The 16,730-nt window shown below is 72.9% G+C and carries 17 protein-coding genes and 1 pseudogene; 9 read left to right on the top strand and 9 right to left on the bottom strand.

The window, feature by feature from the left end:
* Positions 1–57: 57 nt before the first annotated feature.
* The 6 genes from ACZ7N4_RS17285 to ACZ7N4_RS17310 all read left to right on the top strand — a co-directional run bounded on the left by ACZ7N4_RS17285 (position 58) and on the right by ACZ7N4_RS17310 (position 4,808).
* Positions 58–723: an amino acid ABC transporter permease gene (locus tag ACZ7N4_RS17285; protein WP_471359141.1), complete on the top strand. Its 666-nt coding sequence runs from the start codon at positions 58–60 to the stop codon at positions 721–723.
* Entirely contained in the window at positions 720–1,613 is an 894-nt protein-coding gene (locus ACZ7N4_RS17290) for an amino acid ABC transporter permease (RefSeq protein ID WP_471359142.1), read from the top strand. The genes ACZ7N4_RS17285 and ACZ7N4_RS17290 overlap by 4 nt, the downstream gene beginning before the upstream one ends.
* Before the next feature lie 177 nt (positions 1,614–1,790).
* Entirely contained in the window at positions 1,791–3,428 is a 1,638-nt protein-coding gene (locus tag ACZ7N4_RS17295; RefSeq protein WP_471359143.1) for an FAD-dependent monooxygenase, read from the top strand.
* 225 nt (positions 3,429–3,653) lie between these two features.
* Entirely contained in the window at positions 3,654–3,725 is a 72-nt protein-coding gene (locus ACZ7N4_RS17300; RefSeq protein ID WP_309544753.1) for a putative leader peptide, read from the top strand.
* An 88-nt stretch (positions 3,726–3,813) separates the two neighbouring features.
* Entirely contained in the window at positions 3,814–4,353 is a 540-nt protein-coding gene (locus ACZ7N4_RS17305) for a cupin domain-containing protein (RefSeq protein ID WP_471359172.1), read from the top strand.
* Positions 4,350–4,808, top strand: coding sequence for a rhodanese-like domain-containing protein (locus ACZ7N4_RS17310; protein ID WP_471359144.1), 459 nt, complete (start codon positions 4,350–4,352; stop codon positions 4,806–4,808). Before ACZ7N4_RS17305 ends, ACZ7N4_RS17310 begins: the two co-directional genes overlap by 4 nt.
* A gap of 180 nt (positions 4,809–4,988) precedes the next feature.
* On the opposite strand, the gene ACZ7N4_RS17315 is transcribed toward ACZ7N4_RS17310, so the two are convergent.
* From ACZ7N4_RS17315 to recA, 3 genes are all read right to left on the bottom strand, one after another.
* Positions 4,989–7,517: an ABC transporter permease gene (locus tag ACZ7N4_RS17315; RefSeq protein WP_471359145.1), complete on the bottom strand. Its 2,529-nt coding sequence runs from the start codon at positions 7,515–7,517 to the stop codon at positions 4,989–4,991.
* A 206-nt stretch (positions 7,518–7,723) separates the two neighbouring features.
* Positions 7,724–8,653 carry a recombination regulator RecX gene (recX, locus tag ACZ7N4_RS17320; protein WP_471359146.1) on the bottom strand — a complete coding sequence of 310 codons (930 nt, stop codon included), beginning with the start codon at positions 8,651–8,653 and terminating at the stop codon, positions 7,724–7,726.
* Positions 8,654–8,656: 3 nt separating this feature from the next.
* The gene (recA, locus tag ACZ7N4_RS17325; protein ID WP_471359147.1) at positions 8,657–9,784 is read right to left on the bottom strand and encodes a recombinase RecA; all 1,128 of its coding nucleotides are present in this window, start codon (positions 9,782–9,784) and stop codon (positions 8,657–8,659) included.
* 230 nt (positions 9,785–10,014) lie between these two features.
* On the opposite strand from recA, the gene ACZ7N4_RS17330 reads away from it, so the two are divergent.
* Positions 10,015–10,974: an aminoglycoside phosphotransferase family protein gene (locus ACZ7N4_RS17330; RefSeq protein WP_471359148.1), complete on the top strand. Its 960-nt coding sequence runs from the start codon at positions 10,015–10,017 to the stop codon at positions 10,972–10,974.
* A 46-nt stretch (positions 10,975–11,020) separates the two neighbouring features.
* Here ACZ7N4_RS17330 and ACZ7N4_RS17335 read toward each other — a convergent pair.
* Positions 11,021–11,278, bottom strand: a pseudogene (locus tag ACZ7N4_RS17335) (hypothetical protein); the annotation flags it as partial.
* 42 nt (positions 11,279–11,320) lie between these two features.
* On the opposite strand from ACZ7N4_RS17335, the gene ACZ7N4_RS17340 reads away from it, so the two are divergent.
* A complete protein-coding gene (locus ACZ7N4_RS17340) occupies positions 11,321–11,818 on the top strand; it encodes a hypothetical protein (RefSeq protein WP_471359149.1) in 498 nt (165 codons plus the stop codon).
* A gap of 34 nt (positions 11,819–11,852) precedes the next feature.
* Here the strand turns inward: ACZ7N4_RS17340 and ACZ7N4_RS17345 are convergent, their stop codons facing one another.
* Together ACZ7N4_RS17345 and ACZ7N4_RS17350 are read right to left on the bottom strand one after the other, a co-directional pair.
* Complete coding sequence (locus ACZ7N4_RS17345; RefSeq protein ID WP_471359173.1) at positions 11,853–12,992, bottom strand: AI-2E family transporter; 1,140 nt, start codon at positions 12,990–12,992, stop codon at positions 11,853–11,855.
* A 249-nt stretch (positions 12,993–13,241) separates the two neighbouring features.
* Positions 13,242–13,436, bottom strand: coding sequence for a DUF3046 domain-containing protein (locus ACZ7N4_RS17350; protein ID WP_471359150.1), 195 nt, complete (start codon positions 13,434–13,436; stop codon positions 13,242–13,244).
* Positions 13,437–13,515: 79 nt separating this feature from the next.
* On the opposite strand from ACZ7N4_RS17350, the gene ACZ7N4_RS17355 reads away from it, so the two are divergent.
* Entirely contained in the window at positions 13,516–14,460 is a 945-nt protein-coding gene (locus tag ACZ7N4_RS17355) for a prenyltransferase/squalene oxidase repeat-containing protein (protein ID WP_471359151.1), read from the top strand.
* 169 nt (positions 14,461–14,629) lie between these two features.
* On the opposite strand, the gene ACZ7N4_RS17360 is transcribed toward ACZ7N4_RS17355, so the two are convergent.
* The 3 genes from ACZ7N4_RS17360 to ACZ7N4_RS17370 form a co-directional block, all read right to left on the bottom strand.
* Positions 14,630–14,938 carry an AzlD domain-containing protein gene (locus ACZ7N4_RS17360; RefSeq protein WP_471359152.1) on the bottom strand — a complete coding sequence of 103 codons (309 nt, stop codon included), beginning with the start codon at positions 14,936–14,938 and terminating at the stop codon, positions 14,630–14,632.
* Complete coding sequence (locus tag ACZ7N4_RS17365; protein ID WP_471359153.1) at positions 14,935–15,690, bottom strand: AzlC family ABC transporter permease; 756 nt, start codon at positions 15,688–15,690, stop codon at positions 14,935–14,937. Before ACZ7N4_RS17365 ends, ACZ7N4_RS17360 begins: the two co-directional genes overlap by 4 nt.
* 115 nt (positions 15,691–15,805) lie before the next feature.
* Positions 15,806–16,642, bottom strand: a complete 837-nt coding sequence (locus tag ACZ7N4_RS17370; protein WP_471359154.1) for an AraC family transcriptional regulator — start codon at positions 16,640–16,642, stop codon at positions 15,806–15,808.
* Between the last annotated feature and the right edge of the window lie 88 nt (positions 16,643–16,730).

The raw sequence follows: 16,730 nt of genomic DNA on the forward strand, positions 1-16,730 counted from the left end.
CGTCGTCCGCGAGGCCGGCGCACCCGGGCATCCCTACACGCGGAAGCGCGGGAGATCGTGTTCGACTTTCTTGACAAGTACGACGTGCTGGGAGCCTTCTGGACGACGGTGCAGCTGACACTGCTGTCCGCCGTGGGCTCCCTGGTCTGGGGCACCCTGCTGGCCGCCATGCGGGTGGGCCCGGTGCCGCTGATGCGCGGTTTCGGCACCGCGTACGTGAACATCGTGCGGAACATCCCGCTCACGGTGATCATCCTCTTCGCCTCGCTCGGGCTGAAGGACACGCTGAACGTCACCCTGGGCTCGGACCAGGTCGAGACGAGTACCTTCCGGCTGGCCGTGCTCGGTCTGATCGTCTACACGTCGGCCTTCGTCTGCGAGGCGATCCGCGCCGGCATCAACACGGTTCCGGTCGGCCAGGCGGAGGCGGCCCGGGCCCTCGGCCTCGGCTTCACACAGGTGCTCGGCCTGATCGTGCTGCCGCAGGCCTTCCGCGCGGCCGTCGGCCCGCTGACCAACGTGCTGATCGCGTTGACGAAGAACACCACCGTGGCGGCGGCGATCGGCGTGGCGGAAGCGGCACTCCTGATGAAGGAGATGGTGGAGAACGAGGCGCAACTGCTGCTGATCTCCGCGATCATCGCCTTCGGGTTCTGCTGTCTGACCCTGCCGACCGGTCTGATCCTCGGCTGGGTGGGCAAGAAGGTGGCGGTGAAGCGATGAGTGCGCTCCTGTACGACGCCCAGGGCCCCCGGGCCAAGCGGCGCAACATCCTCTACACGGCGGGTTTCCTCGTCGTCCTCGCGGCCGTCCTGTGGTGGGTCTACAAGGCTCTGGACGACAAGGGCCAGCTGGAGTGGGCACTCTGGAAGCCCTTCTTCAACGGCACCGAGGCCTACTCGACGTACATCTGGCCGGGTCTGCAGAACACCCTGAAGGCCGCGGCCCTGTCCATGGTCATCGCCCTCCCCCTGGGCGCCGTCCTCGGCATCGCCCGTCTCTCGGACCACGCGTGGATACGTGTCCCGGTCGCGGTGGTCGTGGAGTTCTTCCGCGCCATCCCCGTGCTGGTCCTGATGATCTTCGGGCTCGCCCTGTTCGCGCAGTACACCGACGTCAGCTCGGACGACCGTCCCCTGTACGCAGTCGTCACCGGCCTGGTGCTGTACAACGCGTCGGTGCTCGCGGAGATCGTCCGCGCGGGCATCCTCGCCCTGCCGAAGGGCCAGTCCGAGGCGGCCATGGCGATCGGACTGCGCAAGAACCAGGTGATGCGGCTCATCCTGCTGCCGCAGTCGGTCACCGCGATGCTCCCGGCGATCGTCAGCCAGCTGGTCGTGATCGTGAAGGACACGGCACTCGGCGGCGCGGTCCTGACCTTCCCGGAACTGCTCGCCTCGGCCAGCACGATGAGCGGCTACTACGGCGCCAACACCATCGCCTCCTTCACCGTCGTCGCCGTGATCTTCGTGGTCATCAACTTCACGCTGACCTCCTTCGCCGGCTGGCTGGAGGGCCGGCTGCGGCGGCGCAAGAAGTCGACCGGCGCGGTGCTCGGAGTCCAGGACACCGCGGACATCGCGGGCGCGGCGGGAACCGGCACCGCGGTCTGACGCCCGCTCAGACCCGAATGCACCACCCGGAGGCAGTGGCGTGATCGCCACTGCCTCCGGTCGCTTGACGCAAACTCCGCCAATGGGTTGCATACGTTGTGTGATCGTGCACCCCGTTCCACCTTCCTGTTCACTTGTCTCCGTCAGGGCATCGTCACGGGCGGGGGGCGCGGCGTCATGGACCCGGTGATCATCGTCGGAGCGGGGCCCGTCGGCTTGACGCTCGCCCTGGCCCTGGCCCGGCAGGAGGTGCCGGCCGTCGTCCTGGACGAGGGCCCCGGCAAGGACGAACCCCGCCCGGCACGCACCGTCGTCCTGCGCGAGGACACCGCCGCCCTGCTGGAACGGCTGACCGGTGTCGCACTCGGTGAGCACGGCCTGCGCTGGACGGGATGGCGGTCCCTGCGGCGCAGGCAGGTGATGAGCGAGCTCGCCTTCACCGCCGACGAGCCCGCCCCGCTGCACATCGCCCAGCACCTCCTCACCGGGTTCCTGCGCGCGGCCATCGCGGCGCAGCCCCTGGTCCGGCTGGTGACGGACGGCCGCGTGGACGCGATCGAGCAGGAGCGTTCCGGCGTCACCGCGCACACCCGCGGCGCCGAGGGCACCTGGTGGCGCGGGAGCTACCTGGTCGGCTGCGACGGCCCCCGCTCGACCGTGCGCAAACTCCAGGACATCCGCTTCCCGGGCCGTACGGCGGTGGAGCGGCACGCGGTCGCCGCGCTGCGCGTGGAACTTCCCTGGGAGGGTCAGGCGTTGCTCCATCGGATGCCGCCGTGGCGGTCGTCCGGGCCCTCGGCCGGGGAGGTGACCGCCCGCCCCCTCCCGGACGGCGTGTGGCGCCTGGACTGGCTGCTGCCCCCGGGCAAGGACCTGGTCACGCCCGAGGCCCTGCTCTCCCGGATCCGCGAGACCCTCGCGGGCTGGTCGGACGGCACCGCACCGGCGTACGACCTGCTCGACACCGGTGTCCACACGGTGCACCACCGGCTGGCCCGCCGGTGGCGTGCCGGCCGGGTCTTCGTCGCGGGCGACGCGGCGCACCTGCTCGGCGCGCTCGGCACACAGGGGCTCGACGAGGGGCTCAGGGACGCGGACAACCTCGCCTGGAAACTGGGCACGGCCTGGCACCACGGCCCGCACGAGGCCCTGCTGGACAGCTACCAGACCGAGCGGCGGGCGGTGGTCGCCGCCCGGCTGCGCGCCGCCGACCAGGTGCTGCCGGTGCTGCGCGGCGCGGGCGGGCTGCGCCACATCGTGCCGGGTGCGGCCCGCAGCCAGGACGCGCTGCTCACCGACGGTCACCTGGGACGCGGTCCGCTGGGCGCGCCCGGCACGCACGGCGACTCACCGCTCGCGCCCCGGCATCTGGAGGGCGTCATCCCGGTCGAGACCGCGCCCGGGGCGCCGGTCACCGACGTCCGGGTCACTGCGGAGGACGGTTCCTTCGTCCAGCTGCGCGACAGGCTCGGCCGCGGTGCGCTGCTGGTCGTCCTGATCGCACCCGGTACGGGTGTCTGGGACCGCAAGCACTGGAGGTCCGCGGGGGTGATGCCCCGGCTCGCGGCGGCCGTCTCCGCGCTGCCGCACCCCGCCGAACTGCTCGTCGCCGAGAGCTACCCGGGTGCGCCGGCGCACAGCGTGCTGCTCGTACGCCCCGACGGCCACCTGGTCACCGCGCTGAGCGGCGTCCGCCCGGCCGACCTGTACGCGGCGGCCGAGGCCACGCTGGGCGGCACGGGGCGGGCGGAGCGGGAGCAGGAGCTTCCGCAGGAGGAGCAGACGGCGGCGCGGGCCGGTTCGGGCGCGCGCTGACCGTGTGCCGGGGCGTGCGAACAGCGCGCGCCGGCGCCTGCTTCGACGGTCGCGGATCGTGCGGCGACTCCGCGCCGGCCGTACGCCTGCTCATGCACCGGGCCTGCGCGCGGAGACGCCGCACGCGCCGGAACGGCCCCTGCCCGCACCCTGCGTCCGCAGAGTGACACTCGGTTGACCGGACTACGGCAGCATGCTGTACTCCGGATCGTGACCGACACCTGTGTGCGCCTGTGGCGGAGGGTCCACATGGACCTCGTCCGCTACGCGGGCTGCGTGTGTCGCCCGTCCTGCTGATTCGCGTCCCCTTCCCTTTCCGGGCGCCGTCGCGCGCCCGCTTCCGCGACCCCTCAGGACGGTGCACGTGTCTGTCCCCTCCCCTTCCCTGCCCTCCCCTTCCCTGCCCTCGTCCGCGTCCCCGGCCGCCGGCACGGCGCCCACCCAGGCGGACCTCCTCGACTTCGTCCGGCGAACGGCGGCCGACGCCGAGCTGATCGCCTCCCTGCCGCTCGATCCCGAAGGCCGTACGTGGGTACGGCTGGACGGCCCCGGTGGCAGCGAGGCGTGGCTGATCGGCTGGCCGCCCGGCTCCGGCACCGGCTGGCACGACCACGCCGACTCGGTCGGCGCCTTCCTCACCGCCTCGGGCGATCTCACGGAGTACTCCCTCGCCGCGCGGCTGCCCACCGACGGCTGGAAGACCCTGGAACTCACCGAGGACGTGGACCGCGTACGCCGGCTATCCCCCGGACAGGGCCGCGTCTTCGGCCGTCACCATGTGCACGAGGTGCTCAACGAGTCCCGCGACCGACACGCGATCTCCGTCCACGCCTACTACCCGCCGCTGCCCCGGATCCGCCGTTACAGTCGCTCGGGCCAGGTGCTGCGCCTGGAGCAGGTCGAACGCCCGGAGGACTGGCAGTGAGCGGCACGAGCGAGCGGTCGGCGGTGGCCGAGGTGACCCACGAGAGCGCCGTTCCGGGTGAAGCACCCCTCGGCATCGACGCGCTGCTGGAACAGGTCCGCGCGGGATACCGGCGCATCGAGGCACGCGAGGCGCACGCGGAGGCGCGGTCCGGTGAGGCGTTGCTGGTCGACATCCGGTACGCGGCCCTGCGCGAACGGGACGGGCTGATCCCCGGCGCCGTGGTGATCGAGCGGAACGAACTGGAGTGGCGCCTCGATCCCCGGGGCAGCCACCGCCTCCCCCAGGCCACCGGACACGACCTGCGTGTCGTGGTGATCTGCAACGAGGGCTACGCCTCCAGCCTCGCCGCCGCCTCCCTCCACCAACTGGGCCTGCACCGGGCGACGGACCTGGTCGGCGGCTTCCAGGCCTGGCGCGCCGAGGGCCTGCCCGTGACACCGGTGACGTCCTGAGCGGTGGGTGCGGCGTACCCGCCGACGAAGTGCGGTGAGTACGACGCGCCCGCCGGCGAAGAGCCGTGAGCGCGGCGCGCCCGCCGACGACGGCGCAGGTGCTGCCCCTGCGCCGTCTCCTGCTCCTGCTTCCGCTCCGTCTCCTACTCCTTCCCCCTGCTCCTACTCCTGCCCCGTCTCCTACTCCTTCGCCGTAGCGACCGTCACCGCCCGCACCCTCAACGCCACCCGCCCCGGTACGGCACTGGCCGCGAGCACGAGGACACCGGCGACGGCGACCACGCCGAGGTAGAGCAGCGGGGCGACCGTCGGTGCGGGCCGGCCCGTCATGCCGACGCTGAACGCGGTGAGCACCGCGAGGGCGATACCGCTGCCGAGCGCGGTGGCGAGGAACAGCACGGACAGCACCTCGGTGCGCAGCATGCGCAGCACCTGACGGCGGGTCGCGCCGGCGAGACGCAGCAACGCGAACTCCCGGACACGTTCGGCGACCGACATGGCGAGCGTGTTGACGACGGCGATGGCGGTGAACGCCAGCACGAGTCCCATGGCGAGGTAGTTGACCTCGGCGTTCGTCTGCTGCCGGTCGGCCTGGAGGGAGTCGGCGGCAGCCGGCGAAAGAATACGCACCCCCGGGAACTCACGGAGCGTAGTCGTGAGTTGTCTCTGTGTGCGGGTCGTGCTGACGAGGACGGAGGAGGCGAGCGGGTTGTCGACGTGGTGGGCCACGAGGTCGTGGGCGAAGGTGAGGTCGCCGAAGCCGAGACCCCGGGTGTAGACGGCGGCGACGGTGAGCGTGACGGGCGTGCCGTCGCCGAGCGTGAGTTTCAGGGAGCTTCCGGGCTTCAGATGCTGCTGGTCCGCGGCCAGTTGGCTGACGGCGACGGTGCCGTCGCCGAGCCGGTCGAGGGAGCCGGCGGTGACCTCCGGGTCCCAGGTGCGGGTCAGTCCGGCGGGGGTGACGCCCTGCGCGGGGTACTTGTCGAGACCGACGCGGACGGTCGTGCGGACCACCTCGGTGACCGTGTCGTGCTGTGCGCGCAGCCGTTCGGCGGCCTCGCCGGGGACGCCTGGCCCCCGGGCGGCGACGACCCAGTCGGCCCGGACGCCTTCGCGGGCCTGGGTGCGGGCCGCGTCGCCGAGGGTGTCCTGGACGAAGAGGACGGTGCAGGTCATGCCGACGAGCAGAGTGAGGGGGGTGACGACGGAGGCCATGCGGGCGGCGTTGCCGCGCAGGTTGGCGGTGGCGAGCCTGCCACCGTGGCCGGTGAGCCGCAGCGGGCCGGCGAGCAGCAGTGCGGCGGCCCTGACCAGGACGGGGCCGAGCAGGGCGACGGAGGTGGAAAGGACGACGACGGCGAGGAAGGTCACGGGAGTCGAGGCGGGCTCGGTGCGCAGGGAGGCGAGGACGACGACGAGGACGACTCCGCCGGCGAGGAGCAGCAGCCCGGCGGCGATCCGGCCCCATGCTGGTCGGGTGCGTTCGGTCCTGGCTTCGGCCAGGGCCTCGACCGGGCGGATCCGGGTGATCCTGCGGGAGGCGATCCGGGCCGCCGCCCAGGAGCCGAGCAGGGTGGCGGCGAGGGCGGCCAGCGGCGGGGAGACACCGACGGTGGGTTCGAGCGTGTCGGGTACGGCGCCGAGGGCGACGAACCGGGAGTGCAGCCAGCCGCCCAGCGGCAGCCCGAGCAGTGCGCCGGTGGTGCCCGCCACCGCGCCGACGATCAGCGCCTCCCGGCCGAGCAGCCCGCGGATCTGCCCGGGGGTGGCGGCGATGGCCCGGAGCAGGGCGAGTTCGCGATGGCGTTGCTGGACGGTGAGCGCGAAGGTGCCGACGACCACGAGGATGGCCACCAGCAGCGACGTGCCGCCCATGGCACCGCCCATGCTGACCAGCCGGGTGCGGGCGGCAGCGGCGTCCAGGAACTCGACGGGGCCGCGGGCGTCGCCGGTGCTCACCTGGGCCGTGGTGCCGTGCAGCGCCCGCGCCACGGCCCGGCGCACCTGCTCGGGATCCGTCCCCTTGGCCGGCAGCACCCCGAACGCGCTGACCTGGCCGGGGTGTCCGGCCAGCCGGCGGGCCTCGGCGGCGGAGAAGAACAGGGACGTCTGGTGGCGCACGGCGGTGGCCGGGGCGGCGATACCGGTGATCCGGTAGTCGCGCGAGGCCTGCGTGGACTGCACCGTGAGGCGGTCGCCGGGCCGCAGCCGGGCCCGCTCCGCGAGGCCGTCGTCGATCACGAGGTCCCCCGGGGCCTCGGGGGCGCGGCCGGCGGTCAGCCGGTAAGGGGTCAGTGCGGCGGATTCCCAGGCATGGCCGTAGGCGGTGGGGCCGCCGGTGCCGGCCCGGGGCAGGGGCTGGGCGGGGAAGGTGAGTTCGGGGACGACCCGGGCCACGCCGGGGGTGCGGTCGAGTGTTCCGCGCAGCCGCTCGGAAAACCAGGCACGTTCGGCGATGGGTTTCGCCTTGTGCTTGACCTTGGTCTTGCCCTTCTTGTGCTTGACGGTGGTGCGGTGGACGTACTGGTCGGCGGAGACGACGACGGGAGCGGCGGCGTAGCGTTCGGTACGGATGGTGCCGCGCAGGCCGGTGTCGAGCAGGGTGCCGCACGCGGTGATCAGAGCCGCGGCGCACATCAGGGCGAGGAAGGCGCCGAGAAAGCCCGCCTTGCGGGCGCGGACTGTCTGCAGGGCGTAACGCAGCATCATGGGGACGGGCTCTCTTCGGCTGTACGCGTCGGCTGTGGTGTGCGCTGGGCACGCCTACAGACTCGCCGGTGCGATGGTGGCGGAGCACTGCGGTGACCCGGCGTCTTGCGCCGGGGGTCACCCCGCCCACCGGAGGCGGGGGTTGACCCCACCCCCACGCCGGTTCACACCGGTCCGACCCGGGAGAGCCGTACCCGGTGACCGCGTCAGAAGTCCCCGTCCCCGAGGAACTCCGTCTCTTCGCCCTCCTCTTCCAGGGCCTGGCGGACGACGCGGAGGGCCATGCCCTCGGAATAGCCCTTGCGGGCGAGCATGCCCGCGAGCCGGCGGAGGCGCTTGTCGCGGTCGAGGCCGCGGGTGGCGCGCAGCTTGCGGGCGACGAGTTCGCGGGCGGTCGCCTCCTCCTGTTCGGAGTCGAGCTGGGCGACGGCGTCCTCGATCAGTGCCGAGTCGACGCCCTTGGTGCGCAGTTCCCGGGCGAGTGCGCGGCGGGCGAGGCCCCGGCCGTGGTGCCGGGACTCCACCCAGGCGTCCGCGAAGGCGCCGTCGTCGATGAGCCCGACCTCTTCGAACCGGTTCAGCACCTCGTCGGCGACGTCCTCCGGGATCTCCCGCTTGCGCAGGGCGTCCGCGAGCTGTTTGCGGGTGCGGGGGGTCCCGGTGAGCAGGCGCAGGCAGATCGCCCGGGCCCGCTCAGCCGGGTCCCCTGAAGACTCCCCCCGCTCGTCCCTCGCCGAGGAGGGGGCGTCTTCGTCCTGATCGGGCGCGTCCCCGAAGCCGCGCCGCCGCCGGCCACGCCCGCGGCCACCGTCGCGCGCGGCGCCGGGTCCGCCGAAGCCCCGGCCGCGGTCACGGTCGCCGAGCGAACCGCCCCCGCGCGGTTCACCACCCCCACCGGCCGCGTCCACGCTGCCGTCGTCCTCGTACCCGCCGGTTCCGCGGTACGCGTCGTGCCCGCCGTAGCCGTGCCCGTCCCGCTCGCGGTACCGGCCCTGTGCGCGGTACTGCTCGTGCCCGTCGTCCCGGTGTCCGTCGGCACCGTCCGGGGCGGAGTCCGGGTGGCCCCCGGCACCCCTCCCCCGTGGGGCACCGGGGGTGGCGTACTCGTACTCGGCCCAGTCGGTTCGTCGTGTCACGGGTCAGCTCTTGGCTGCGGCGGCCTTGGGCTTGGTGGCCTTGGCGGCTGCCGGGGCGGGCACCGACTTGGCCGCGTCGTCGGCCGTGGTGCCGACCGCAGCGTCGGCGCCCGGCTCGGCGGCGGGCTCCTCCGGCCGGACCCCCACGCCCAGCTTCTCCTTGATCTTCTTCTCGATCTCGTTGGCCAGGTCGGGGTTGTCCTTGAGGAAGTTGCGCGCGTTCTCCTTGCCCTGGCCGAGCTGGTCGCCCTCGTACGTGTACCAGGCGCCGGCCTTGCGCACGAAGCCGTGCTCCACGCCCATGTCGATCAGACCGCCCTCGCGGCTGATGCCCTGGCCGTACAGGATGTCGAACTCGGCCTGCTTGAAGGGCGGCGCGACCTTGTTCTTCACGACCTTGCAACGGGTGCGGTTGCCGACCGCTTCCGTGCCGTCCTTCAGGGTCTCGATGCGGCGGATGTCGATGCGCACCGAGGCGTAGAACTTGAGCGCCCGGCCACCGGTCGTGGTCTCCGGGGAGCCGAACATCACGCCGATCTTCTCGCGGAGCTGGTTGATGAAGATCGCGGTGGTCTTGGACTGGTTGAGCGCACTGGTGATCTTGCGGAGCGCCTGGCTCATCAGACGGGCCTGGAGACCGACGTGGCTGTCGCCCATCTCGCCCTCGATCTCCGCGCGCGGGACGAGCGCGGCGACGGAGTCGATGACGATGAGGTCGAGGGCACCGGAGCGGACCAGCATGTCCACGATCTCCAGGGCCTGCTCGCCGTTGTCCGGCTGGGAGAGGATCAGGTTGTCGATGTCGACGCCGAGCTTGCGCGCGTACTCGGGGTCGAGGGCGTGCTCGGCGTCCACGAAGGCGACCTGGCCGCCGGCCTTCTGCGCGTTCGCCACGGCGTGCAGGGTCAGGGTCGTCTTACCGGAGGACTCCGGTCCGTAGATCTCCACGACACGGCCGCGCGGCAGGCCACCGACGCCGAGGGCGACGTCGAGCGCGGTCGATCCGGTCGGGATGACCTCGATGGGCTCCCTCGACCGCTCGCCCATGCGCATGACCGCGCCCTTGCCGAATTGCCGTTCAATCTGCGCGAGCGCGGCGTCGAGCGCCTTCTCGCGGTCGGTTCCTGCCATGGGTTCCACCCGGTTTGCTTGAGTCGATCGCTTCACGTCAAAGACGCTAACGCCTGCCACTGACAATGCGCCCCGACGCAGGTCCAGCCTGTGGATAACCAAGGGACATATACCCGCGAATCGGAACGAAGCCCCCAACCGAAAGCCTTGCCTGAGCCCCCATAAGAATAGATGTTCGATTTTGGTGTCAAGCGCACCACGCGGTCGCCGGCCGACTACCGTGGCTCCGCATGGCCCCTACCGAGATCGAGATCACCGCCGGCCTGGTCCGGGATCTCCTGCGCGACCATCATCCGGACCTGGCCGGTCTCCCCCTGGAGCTCGGCGCACGCGGCTGGGACAACCAGCTGTGGCGGCTCGGCGACGATCTCGCCGTCCGGCTGCCCTGGGCGACGCTGTCCGCGGACGCACTGCTGCGCAAGGAGCACGAGTGGCTTCCGGCCCTCGCCCCGCACCTCCCCCTGCCGGTTCCCGTCCCGCAGCGCCTCAGCGAACCTTCCGAGCGGTTCCCGCGCCCTTGGCTGGTGACCACCTGGGTGCCGGGAACGCCCGCCGACCGTGCCCCCGCCACGCGCGCCGCGGAGGCGGCGGACACCTTGGCCGCCTTCCTGACCGCTCTCCACCGCCCCGCCCCCGAAGGGGCGCCGGCCGGCCGCGACCGTGGAGGCCCGCTGGCCGGCCATGCCGAGGGGTTCGCGCAGCAGCTGGCCTCGGCCGCCGAGCGGGGGCTGGTCCCCGACCCGGACGCGGTCCGCACGGTCTGGGAGGACGCCGTCGCCGCGCCCGACTGGACGGGGCCGGCACTGTGGCTCCACGGCGACCTGCATCCGGCCAACGTCCTCACCGCGGACGGCACCTTCTGCGGCGTGATCGACTTCGGCGACCTCTTCGCGGGTGACCCGGCCTGCGACCTCGCCGCCGCCTGGCTCCTGCTGCCGGACGGCGCCGTCGACCGCTTCCACGAGGCGTACCGCCCGGCGCCCGACCCGGCGACCCTTCGCCGTGCCCGCGGCTGGGCGGTGCTGAAGGCCCTCGCCTGCATCCACATCGGAGAGGCAGGCGTCCACGGCCGCCCGGGCGGCAAGCGCACCTGGGGTCCGCCCGCCCACGCCGCGCTGCGACGCCTCACCGCGACGGCCCAGCGCCCCGGCTCCCCGGCGTCGGCGAAACGATCACGGATCCCTTCGTGACCACGGGTCCGTCGTGAACACGGGTGCGCCGTGACCGCGAGACCCGTCAGTCCTGGTCCGCGCAGGCCAGCACCTTGGTGATCAGACGGGTGGCGAAGTCCTGGTCGCCGGTGAGCCGGTTGATGTGCTCCGCGAGCAGGAAGGCGGTGACCTCCAGCGGGTTCGTCTCGCCCTTGGTTCAGTCTCCGTACTGCTGACGCCAGGGGATTGCCTCGGGGTGGACGCTCTTGCGCATCATGCGCATGGTGGCCACGAGGTGGGGCACCGCGTACTCGATCACGTCCTTGTCGTGGTCCTCGTACGCCATCTGTCGGTGCCGCTGCGGCCTCCGTAAGGTATGGCGGAGATGAACGACGACACCCGGATGCGCGCCCTGCTGCACGCGCTCGACCGGCTGCCCGCACCGCACCACCTGGAGCACCCCGACGGCTTCGACCACCCCGGGGCCCGACGGCGCGCGATTGGGCTGCGGGACCGGCTGACCCGGGAACTCGGAAGCCCCTGCCGGCTCGACGAGGGCATCCAGGACGCCAGTTTCTCCTTCTGTCTCGACGTCCCGGCCGAGGCGGCCGAAGCCGGAGTGCCGTTCTCCGTGCGGCTGAGCAACTACGGCGACCTGGCGGCGGTCACCACTCCGGCGCCGGACTGCCACGACGACCTGGACGACGCCGTCCGTGACGGGGCGCTGTCGGAGGCGGACCGCGTCCGGATCGCCACCGCCCTGTCCGGCCTCGGCTACCGGCTGGTCCCGCAACGGCTGCTCCACCGGCCCTACGACGGTGTGACCTGGCTCGCGCACGAGGGCCACGCGACCTGGTGGACGCGCTTCTTCGACCACCTCTGAGAGCGCCCGCCGGCGGGTGAGCCGCGGAGGCCGGTTACGGCCGCTGCTGCTCGCCGGGGCGGCGGGCGGCCCAGAGCTGTCGCGCGCGCGTGAGCATCCCGGGTCCGGCCGGGTTCCTCGCGCGGTGCCCGTGCACGCGGGGGTCGTCCGTGACGTCGTACCGCTTCACGTACGCCCCCAGGAACGCCTGCAGCGTGGCCACCGCCGGGATGGCGATCAGCGCGCCGACCGCGCCCAGCAGGGCGGTTCCGGCGATCACCGAACCGAACGCGACCGCCGGGTGGATGTCCACCGTCTTGGCGGTCAGCTTGGGCTGCAGCATGTAGTTCTCGAACTGCTGGTAGACCACGACGAAGCCCAGCACCCACACCGCGTACCAGGGGTTGACGGTGAACGCGATCAGCATCGGCAGCGCGCCCGCGAGGTACGTGCCGATGGTCGGGATGAACTGCGAGACCAGGCCCACCCAGACACCCAGCACCGGCGCGTACGGCACCCCCAGGGATTCGAGCAGGATGTAGTGCGCGACGCCGGAGATGAGCGCCATGAGGCCGCGCGAGTACAGATAGCCGCCCGTCTTGTCGACGGCGATCTCCCAGGCGCGCAGCACCTCGGCCTGGCGCGCGGGCGGCAGTACGGAGCACAGGGCCCGGCGCAGCCGGGGGCCGTCCGCCGCGAAGTAGAACGAGAACAGCCCGACCGTCAGAAGCCGGAACAGCCCGCCGAGCACCTGGGCGGACACGTCGAGGACGCCGGCGGCGCTGTTCTGCGCGTACTTGCGCAGCCAGTCGGAGTGGAGCAGGCCTTCCTGGACGTCCACTCGTCTGAGTTCCGTGTGGAAGGTCTCGTTGATCCAGTTGATGAGCGAGTCAAGGTAGTCCGGGAAGCCCTCGACCATCTTGATGATCTGTCCGGCCAGCATCGACCCGAGCAAGGTGACGAACCCGGCGGCGAGGACGGTCAGACCGAGGAAGACGAGGAAGGTGGCGAGCCCCCGGCGCATGCCACGGGCCGCCATCCGGCTCACCGCGGGCTCGATCGCCAAGGCCAGGAAGAACGCGATCAATATGTTGATCAAGAGTCCGGTCAGCTGGTGGAAGGCCCAGCTGCCGAACTGGAAGGTGGCGATCAGCGCCAGCGCGAGCACCATGGCGCGCGGCAGCCAGCGCGGCATCCGGCTCTCGGGCGCGGCGGCGCCGGAGACCGGGGACCGGCCGGGCGGGGTGGTAGCGGCCGGTGCCGTCTGCCGCGGGGACGGCTCGCCGGCCTCGGCGGGCGATGCCAGAGGGTGCTCGTCAGTGGGTGCCACGCGCCCAGTGTCGCCCACCCCTCCGACAACCGGTGCCCGCCGGCGATCTTCGTGACAGATCGGTGCCGTACTGTCGCGTTCCTGTCCGGCAAGCCCGGCATTTCGCCCGGCGCGTCAACGCCTCTCGCCCGGCACGTCCATGACCGCGCAGATCACGCGCCAGACGTCCCTGGCCTCCCAGCCGGCGTCCAGCGCCTCGTTCACCGTGCGCCCGCCCAGTTCGGACATGACGTGGTCGCGCGCGAAGGTGTCGGCGTACCCCGGACCGAAGTGTTCCGCCATCCGCTGCCAGAAGACCGTCAACCGCATGCCTCCAGTATCCCGCCCCCGGGGGTGGGCCCCGCCCGGCAGCGCCTGCGAGACCGCTTTCCGCCCTACGGTCTGACCCATGGCCGAAACCGGAGCTTCCCCACTCCCCTCCACGCCCCCGGCGCACTCCCCGCTCTTCCGCGCCGAACAGTTCGTATGGCTCACCGCGCGCGTACTGGAGCAGCATCTCTTCGCCTACCACTTCCTGCACGGCAGCACGGAGGCGGTGGAAGCGGCACTGGACGCCTACCGCAACGACGACGGCGGGTACGGGCACGCCCTGGAGCCGGATCTGCGCGGTCCGGTCAGCCAGCCCCTGCACACCGCGCACGCGCTGCGCGTCCTGGACGCCATCGGGCACTGCGGCGGGCAGCGCGTGGAGCGTGTGTGCCGCTATCTGACCTCCGTCTCCACCCCCGACGGCGCCCTGCCCGCGATCCACCCGAGCCAGCGCGGGTATCCGACGGCGCCGTTCGTCCCGGTCGTGGACGACCCTCCCAGCGAGCTGCTGGCCACCGGACCGGTGGTCGGGCTGCTGCACCGCAACGAGGTCTGGCACGCCTGGCTGTTCCGGGCCACCGACTTCTGCTGGCAGGCGGTGGAGGCCCTGGACAAGACGCACCCCTACGAGGTCCAGGCCGCCGTGGCCTTCCTGGACTCCGCTCCCGACCGCCCGCGCGCGGAGGCCGCCGCCGACCGGCTGGGGCGCCTGGTGCGGGACCAGCGGCTCGCGGTGCTGGACCCGGACCGGCTCGACGCGTTCCCGGTCGCCGCCGGTTACGCCCCGGGCGAGCACCACTTCCCGCACGATTTCGCCCGCGGTCCGGAGTCGCTCGCGCGCGCGTGGTTCACCGACGACGAGATGGCACGCTCGCTGGACCGGCTGGCCGCCGAGCAGCAGGAGGACGGCGGCTGGCCGGTCCGGTGGCGCCGATGGGCCCCGGCCCCGGCGCTGGAGGCACGCCCGATGGTGACGATCGAGGCCCTGCGGACGCTGCGCGCCTACGGCCGCTTCGTGGGCTGAGCCGGCCCACGGTGGCGGACCGGCCCCGCACCGTCGGCGGACCACCGGGCGGCCCCACCTCGCCGACCACGGCCGCGCACCCGCCGACGGCCCGCCACACACCAGGACGACCCGCCACACACGCCAGGGGGCCGCCATACCCGTCGCCCGCCGAGGGGCCGCCTCACCGTTATCCGCCGAGGGCCCGTACGCCCGCCGTCACCACCACGGCCGCCGCCACGACCAGCAGGAACGGTGCCCGCAGCACCAGGGCCACGGCAGCCGCGCCGAGCCCCGCGGCCCGCGCGTCCAGCACCAGCGCGTGCCCGTCGGCGAACGTCTGCTGCGCGGTGAGCGCGGCGAGGAGGGCGACCGGCAGCAGGGCGGCGAGCCTCCGCACGGACGGCCGCTCGACGGTGTGCGCCGGCACGAGCAGGTCGGCGAGCTTGGCGGCGTAACAGCCGAGGGCGGTCACGCCGATCGCGATCCAGACGTTCACCGGTCCTCCTTCGCGCCGTCGTGCGCGTCCTGTCGGGTACGGCCGCCGCGCCGCCCCTCCGCGAGGAGCGCGAGGGGGGGCGCCAGTGCCGCCACCAGCACCGGCACGCCGGCCGGCAGCACGGGCAGCAGTCCGAGGCCGAGCAGGACGGCGAGGCCCGCGACCGCGCGCTCCGTGGCCGTCCTCAGCATCGGGGCGAGCAGCGCCAGGAACACCGCGGGTCCCGCCGCGTCCAGGCCCCACGCGCGCGTGTCGCCGATCGCCCTGGCGCCGAGCGCGCCGAGCAGCGTGGTGAGGTTCCACAGCGCGTACAGGCTGAGGCCGGTGACGGTGAAACCGAGCCGCGCGGCCCGCCGGTTCGGCTGTGCCAGGGTCACCGCGGTGGTCTCGTCGATCACCCACTGGGCGGCGAACGGCCGTACCGCGCGCGGGAGGGCGAGCAGCTGCGACAGCCGCAGCCCGTAGAAGGCGTTGCGCACGCCGAGGAAGAAGGCGCCGGCGGCGGCCGTGAACGGACTGCCCCCGGCGGCGAGGGCTCCGACCAGCGCGAACTGGGAGGCGCCGGTGAACACAAGGAGGCTGAGCGCGCAGGTCTGGAGGAGGCCGATTCCGCTGCCGGCCGCGGTCACCCCGAAGGCGAATCCGGACAGACCCACGGCGACGCCCACACCGAGGGCGTCCCGTACGACGGCCGCATCCGGCTTGTCCGCTCCTTCGTCGGTCTGGTCCCTGAGAGCTATGTGCTGTGTCACGACCCGGACGGTACGGGCGGCCGTCACCTCGCGTCTTGTACGTTCTTGCGCTCGCACCGGCTCGTGCGCTCGCACCGGCTCACGTGCCCGCGCCGGCTCACGTGCCCGCGTCGGCTCACGTGCCCGCGTCGGCCATCCGCTCGCGCTGGTACGCGCCCGGGGGCACGCCGACGATCCGGGTGAAGTGCCGGTTGAGGTGGGGCTGGTCGGTGAAGCCGACGGCGACGGCCGCCTCCGCGGGGGCCGTACCCGCGTCCAGCAGCCGCCGGGCGCGGCGCACGCGGACGTCGGTCAGCCAGGTGTGCGGCGGCATGCCGTAGGCGTCGCGGAACGCCCGCAGCAGGGCGAACGGGCTGGTCCCCAGTTCCACGGCCAGCCGTTCCAGGGTCGGAGGCTCCGCCATCCGCTCCTCCAGCACCGCACGCGCGCGTGCCGCGATCCGGGCGCCGGCCGCTCCGGGCCGCCGCTGGGGCAGCGGGCCGCCGTTCAGCCGCAGCAGCCTCGTCACGGCGACCCGCAGGAGCGTGTCGGCGGCCAGCGCGTTGCCCTCATCGGCGGCGCGCAGCACCTGGTGGACCAGACGGGCGGTCGAGGGGTCGTCGAGGACGGGGCTGACAAAGCCGGGCGTACCCCGCAGGGTGGTGGTCTCGGCGGCGATCGCGGCGACCACGTCGGGTGACGGGTAGAGCGCGCCGTACCGCCAGCCCTCCGGTACGCCGGCCCGGCCGGTGTGCGGGGTGTCCGGGTTGATCAGGGCGAGCGCTCCCGAGCCGGCGGAGACGTCGGAGCCATGGTGGTGGAAGACCTCCACACCGTCCGCTATGGCCGCGATCACGAAGGTCTCGTGGGTGTGCCGGACGAAGGTCTTGCGGATGTACCGGGCCCGCAGCAGGTCGACCCCGGGCAGATCCGCGTACCGCCAGTGCCGTGCCCGTTCCCCTGAACCCGCCATACGCTCCATTGTCCGCCCCGCCCGCCGCCGCACCGGCCCCACACCGCCCCGCACCGCCCTGCACGGCCCCGCCCAAGCGCTCCGCCTC

The sequence above is a fragment of the Streptomyces sp. NPDC107654 genome, assembly GCF_055639035.1.

Coding starts and splice junctions, on each gene's coding strand:
- ACZ7N4_RS17290 (WP_471359142.1), top strand. CDS start 720: ATGAGTGCGCTCCTGTACGACGCCCAGGGCCCCCGGGCCAAGCGGCGC.
- ACZ7N4_RS17295 (WP_471359143.1), top strand. CDS start 1,791: ATGGACCCGGTGATCATCGTCGGAGCGGGGCCCGTCGGCTTGACGCTC.
- ACZ7N4_RS17315 (WP_471359145.1), bottom strand. CDS start 7,517: ATGATGCTGCGTTACGCCCTGCAGACAGTCCGCGCCCGCAAGGCGGGC.
- recA (WP_471359147.1), bottom strand. CDS start 9,784: ATGGCAGGAACCGACCGCGAGAAGGCGCTCGACGCCGCGCTCGCGCAG.
- ACZ7N4_RS17330 (WP_471359148.1), top strand. CDS start 10,015: ATGGCCCCTACCGAGATCGAGATCACCGCCGGCCTGGTCCGGGATCTC.
- ACZ7N4_RS17340 (WP_471359149.1), top strand. CDS start 11,321: ATGAACGACGACACCCGGATGCGCGCCCTGCTGCACGCGCTCGACCGG.
- ACZ7N4_RS17345 (WP_471359173.1), bottom strand. CDS start 12,992: ATGCCGCGCTGGCTGCCGCGCGCCATGGTGCTCGCGCTGGCGCTGATC.
- ACZ7N4_RS17350 (WP_471359150.1), bottom strand. CDS start 13,436: ATGCGGTTGACGGTCTTCTGGCAGCGGATGGCGGAACACTTCGGTCCG.
- ACZ7N4_RS17355 (WP_471359151.1), top strand. CDS start 13,516: ATGGCCGAAACCGGAGCTTCCCCACTCCCCTCCACGCCCCCGGCGCAC.
- ACZ7N4_RS17370 (WP_471359154.1), bottom strand. CDS start 16,642: ATGGCGGGTTCAGGGGAACGGGCACGGCACTGGCGGTACGCGGATCTG.